The sequence below is a fragment of the Henriciella sp. genome (assembly GCF_049649345.1).
Classification (GTDB): domain Bacteria; phylum Pseudomonadota; class Alphaproteobacteria; order Caulobacterales; family Hyphomonadaceae; genus Henriciella.
In genome coordinates this window covers 1-4,346 of sequence record NZ_JBARZC010000027.1, presented here as the reverse complement: position 1 = coordinate 4,346, position 4,346 = coordinate 1, and the positions used below count along the sequence as shown (strand labels likewise).

The window sequence follows — 4,346 nt, the reverse complement described above, 5'->3', positions numbered from 1 at the left end:
CCATCGGCCTGTTCGCCGACCTCGAGATCAAGATGGTCAACGGCCCGCTCTTCGTCGGCGAGACATACCGGCTAAAGCGTGAGATCGTTGCCCTGTCGCAGAGTCGGCGGGTGGAAAACTACTGGGTGCTGACACGCTTCTATGACGAGGCGGGCAAGGACCTCAAAGCTGAAATGCTGCTCAATCACGGCGTGATGAAAGCGAGCTATCCCGATTATCCTGAAGAGCTGCTGCCTTCCTGACGTCTTAGTCTTACGGGCAGGTTGCGTCTTCGAAATCGTGTTCGAAGATATAGGTCTGCGGTGCAATCGGGATGGTCACATCCTTGTAGACTTTATTGGCCGGATCGTCCCAATCCTGGGCAAAGGCTTCCATATGCGTGATCCGGTCGCCGAGAAATTCGCGAAGGTGCTCTGCATCGATCATGCCCCAGTAACTGTTCGGATCGACCCGGCAGTCTGATGTCAGCGCGTCTTCAAACATCCGGTCACTGATTATCTGTATATAATCCTGATCGACATCCTGGCCATCGAGATGCTTTTCCATATGGTCCTGGCCGCTCTTGTGCAGCGTGTAGGCGAAATTATAGCCCATGCTGGCGGCGAGATTATCGCGTGCCGTTGGCGCCTCACCATTTTTGAGCCAGCCAAACCAGTCGCGATAGCCCATCATGACGATGCCATGGACGGCGATATGGGCACTCCGGTGAATGCTGATATCGTCCGCGCCGGGCAGGATCACCATGGCGCAGGCCGACATGCACTGTCCTGCAATGATAATCGGCTCCCCGCGATCATCGAGAATCCGGCTCATCATGCGCGCCGTGGCGACATTGCCCCCCGGGCTCGTGACGATGATCCGGTCAGCCGGCGCCATATCTGCGAGCTGCAGAAACTGGCCAGGGAAGATCGCGGCATTGTAGCAGATGGTGTCTGTCCCCGGGAGCACAGAGACGCCATCGGCTTCCAGGCAGGCCTCCACCTCAGCATCGAGGGCCGGATCGGGCTGGTCAAAACGAGCATCCTGCGCGCCTGCTGCCGTAAGTGGAGCCGCCAGACCGGCCGCGACAATAGCGACCAGTCGCAAAGAAAGATTTCGAACTATCATCATGGAAATGGCCCTGCGCAATTCTTGCATGTTTCCTGCATCGAAATTTACGTTGGCCAAAACAAGGGCTAAGAACAAGTCTGAACCGCACGGGGAGTTGCCCATGGACAGGAAACGCACACGTATTGTCGCTGGAGGTGCAGGCGCAGCTCTGATCTGTCTGGCGGCTTGCCAGCAGGAGCCTGCTCAAACAGCAGATCCGGCAAACAGCTCAGCCTGCGTGGATATTCCGGATGGGTATTATCTGTTTACGGAAGGTCAGTTTTCGCCAACCAGTGCTGACATGGCGATCGAATTGCCAGCACCGGTCACGCAGAGAAGTGTGGCCTGGAGCGACGATGTCACCGCGGACCTGAACGAGGCAGGCTTCGACTGGCTGTCGATCAATGTTGCCGCTGGGGTGGTAACCCTGCTTGGCACAGCGCCAGACGCAAACGCGGCCGCAGAAGGCTTTGAGGCAGCGCGCACGGCGATCAGGGCAAATTCGGTTGCAGCGCGTGATATCAAGCTCGTCGTGGATGGAATATCCGTCAGCGGCGGAGAGGATGGTGTCGGGGCCGCCGTAGCCACGCTCAATGAGCGCCCGACCCCCGAAGCCTGTCAGGCGACGTTCAGCAATGTCATGCAGGGCCGTAATGTCGAGTTCGACAGCGGCAATTCAAGCATTTCGCCTTCAAGCGCGCGGCTTCTCGACGCTGTCACCGGGACGGCGCTTATCTGCGAAGCCTATACGATCGAAATTGGCGGGCACACCGATGCGCGCGGCGCTGAATCCTTCAATCAGCGACTGTCGCAGGAGCGCGCTGATGCGGTGAAAGCCTATCTTGTCGAGCGGAGCGTCAGCGAGGACCGCTTACGCGCCGTCGGCTATGGCGAAACCCGGCCGATCGACGCCTCGCAGACGACCGAAGCTTATGCGCGCAACCGTCGTACCGAGTTCAACGTTCTCTCCGATTAAGGTGAAGGCCCGTCAGAATTTGTAGCGAACAGGGATAGACTTCGGCCCGCCAACGAAATTGGCGCGGATGAAGGTCGGGTCGCCAGCAAGCTCGATGGATTTCACGCGCGAGAACAGCTCTTCATAGATCGCCTGCATTTCAAGCCGCGCCAGATGCATGCCGAGACACATATGCCCGCCATGGCCGAATGAGATGATCCTGTTCGGGCTGCGGTCGACGCGGAATTCGTAGGGGTCGTCGAAGACCTCCTCGTCACGGTTTCCGGACGGGTAGCAAAGCAGCAGGCTTTCACCTTTGAGGATTTTCCGTCCGCGCATCTCATAATCGTCCTGCGCGGTACGCATGAAGTGTTTGACCGGCGTCGTCCAGCGGATGGCCTCGTCAACAGCTGTGCGCGAATGGGCCGCTGGATCATCCATCATCTTTTTGAGTTCGCTCGGGTTTCGTAGCATGCCGAGAAGACCGCCACCCGTCGAAGCGCTGGTCGTGTCATGGCCGGCGGCCGCGACGATGATGTAATAGCTCATCGCTTCCAGCTGGCCGATCGGCTCACCGTCGACAATGCCATTGGCGATCACGGACGAGACATCATCCTTCGGATTTTCGCGCCGGTCGGACGTGATGTTGGTGAAGTACATGAAGAACTGGGCGAGCGTTTCCTGGATCGACTCGAAGCCGGCATTCGCATCGCCATCGTCAAGCAGATCCTTATTGCGCATCAGATCCGGGTCCTGCGCGCCGAATATCTCCTGGGTGAGTTTCAGCATCATCGGCTCATCCTCGACCGGAACGCCGAGGATCTGCATGATCACGCGAAGCGGGTAGTAGAGCGCGACATCCTGCTGGAAGTCGCATTCCCCACCCATATCCTCCATCTTGTCGACGAATTCCTTGGCGATGGCGTTGATCGCGTCCTCGCGCGTCTTGACCTTGTGCGGCATGAACCAGTCCTGCGTCAGGTGACGCAGCTTGTAGTGCATGGGATCATCCAGCTGGACGAGCGTCTTCAGAAGATGAGGGCCGCCGGTCTGGGCATAAACGATCTCTTCGGCCGACTTGAAGCTCAGCATTTCGCGCTCACCATTGGTGAAGAGCTTGTTCTGGCGGCTCACTTCCATGATGTCGGCGTGTTTGGTGACGGCCCAGAAGGGGCGGAACGCTTCCGGCTCACACCAGGCGAGCGGATCTTCCTCGCGCAGGCGCTTGAACGCGGCATCGAGCGCGTTCATGTCGGCATAGGTGTCCGGCGAGACAATGTCATTGCAGACCGCGGCTGCCGCCGTCGACATCGTGCGCGCCGGATCCTTCTTGGTCTTCGGCGGCGTTGCAACTGCTGTATCAGCCATTCAATCCTCCCATCGGGCTTTGACTATTTGCGGCGAGGATGGCGGGTGCGCTCTTTCTTGTGAAGCCCTGTCTCAGCGTCAGCTTTGGCTTTGCGGGGCTTGTTTGTGCGCTGCTCCCCGCCCTTGGAGAGATACGCGCCGAGATGAGCTTTCAGCTCGCTCGGCAGAACTTCCTCAACGCCGCCTGGCGGCAGATCGGCGAGCTCGAATGGGCCGTAGCTCGTCCGGATGAGGCGGTTGACCTCCAGGCCGACCGCTTCGAGCGCGCGCCGGACTTCGCGTTTCTTGCCCTCGGTGAGCGTCACGCGGATCCAGTTATTGGTCCCGGTCTCGCGCTCAAGCTCGGCTTTGATCGGCGCATAGGTTACGCCATCGACGGTGATGCCGGCTGCAAGTTCAGCAAGCTTGTCAGTTGTTACGCGGCCATGCGCGCGGGCGCGGTAGCTGCGCTCGAACTCATTTCTCGGCAGTTCCAGTGCCCGCGCAAGCTCACCATCATTTGTGAGAAGGAGCAGGCCTTCGGTGGTGAGGTCGAGCCGGCCGACAGTGACGGTACGCGGCAGGTGTTTGGGCAGCTCCTCGAAAACGGTGCGTCTGCCTGCCGGGTCGGTTGTGGTGGTGATCAGGCCGGACGGTTTGTGGTAGCGCCAGAGGCGCGTGACTTCAGGCGGGCGGACGCGTTTGCCATTGACCTGGATCGTCTCGGCGCCCGTCACCTTGAACGCGGGCGAGGTAAGCTTCCTGCCATTCACGATAACAGCGCCCTGTTCGATCAGGCTTTCGCATTCGCGGCGGGACGCGACGCCGGCGCGCGCCAGCCATTTGGCAATGCGCTCGCCTTCGCTCCAGTCTCTGGGCGGCGAATTTGTCTTGTTCTGTTCGGGCTTGGTCCGTCTGGCGGGCCGGGGCGTCTCACGACGATCCGTCATATGTG

General features: G+C 59.6%; 4 protein-coding genes and 1 pseudogene. 2 read left to right on the top strand and 3 right to left on the bottom strand.

Annotation, left to right across the window (positions count from 1 at the left end; genetic code table 11):
• A pseudogene (locus tag WA989_RS00730) lies at positions 1-242 on the top strand (hypothetical protein); the annotation flags it as partial.
• Between the two features lie 10 nt (positions 243-252).
• Here the strand turns inward: WA989_RS00730 and WA989_RS00725 are convergent.
• Positions 253-1,110 carry a hypothetical protein gene (locus WA989_RS00725; RefSeq protein ID WP_424338619.1) on the bottom strand — a complete coding sequence of 286 codons (858 nt, stop codon included), beginning with the start codon at positions 1,108-1,110 and terminating at the stop codon, positions 253-255.
• A gap of 100 nt (positions 1,111-1,210) precedes the next feature.
• Here WA989_RS00725 and WA989_RS00720 point away from each other — a divergent pair, with 100 nt between their 5' ends.
• Complete coding sequence (locus WA989_RS00720) at positions 1,211-2,065, top strand: OmpA family protein (RefSeq protein WP_424338618.1); 855 nt, start codon at positions 1,211-1,213, stop codon at positions 2,063-2,065.
• 12 nt (positions 2,066-2,077) lie between these two features.
• Here the strand turns inward: WA989_RS00720 and WA989_RS00715 are convergent, their stop codons facing one another.
• Both WA989_RS00715 and WA989_RS00710 read right to left on the bottom strand, forming a co-directional pair.
• On the bottom strand, positions 2,078-3,412 hold the full coding sequence (locus WA989_RS00715) for a cytochrome P450 (protein ID WP_424338617.1): 1,335 nt from the start codon (positions 3,410-3,412) through the stop codon (positions 2,078-2,080).
• 23 nt (positions 3,413-3,435) lie between these two features.
• Positions 3,436-4,346, bottom strand: a 911-nt coding sequence (locus WA989_RS00710; protein WP_424338616.1) for a pseudouridine synthase, incomplete at its 5' end; no start/stop codon positions are given.

Excerpts from the sequence above, each read along its gene's own strand:
- WA989_RS00725 (WP_424338619.1), bottom strand. The coding sequence starts at position 1,110 with ATGATGATAGTTCGAAATCTTTCTTTGCGACTGGTCGCTATTGTCGCG.
- WA989_RS00720 (WP_424338618.1), top strand. The coding sequence starts at position 1,211 with ATGGACAGGAAACGCACACGTATTGTCGCTGGAGGTGCAGGCGCAGCT.
- WA989_RS00715 (WP_424338617.1), bottom strand. The coding sequence starts at position 3,412 with ATGGCTGATACAGCAGTTGCAACGCCGCCGAAGACCAAGAAGGATCCG.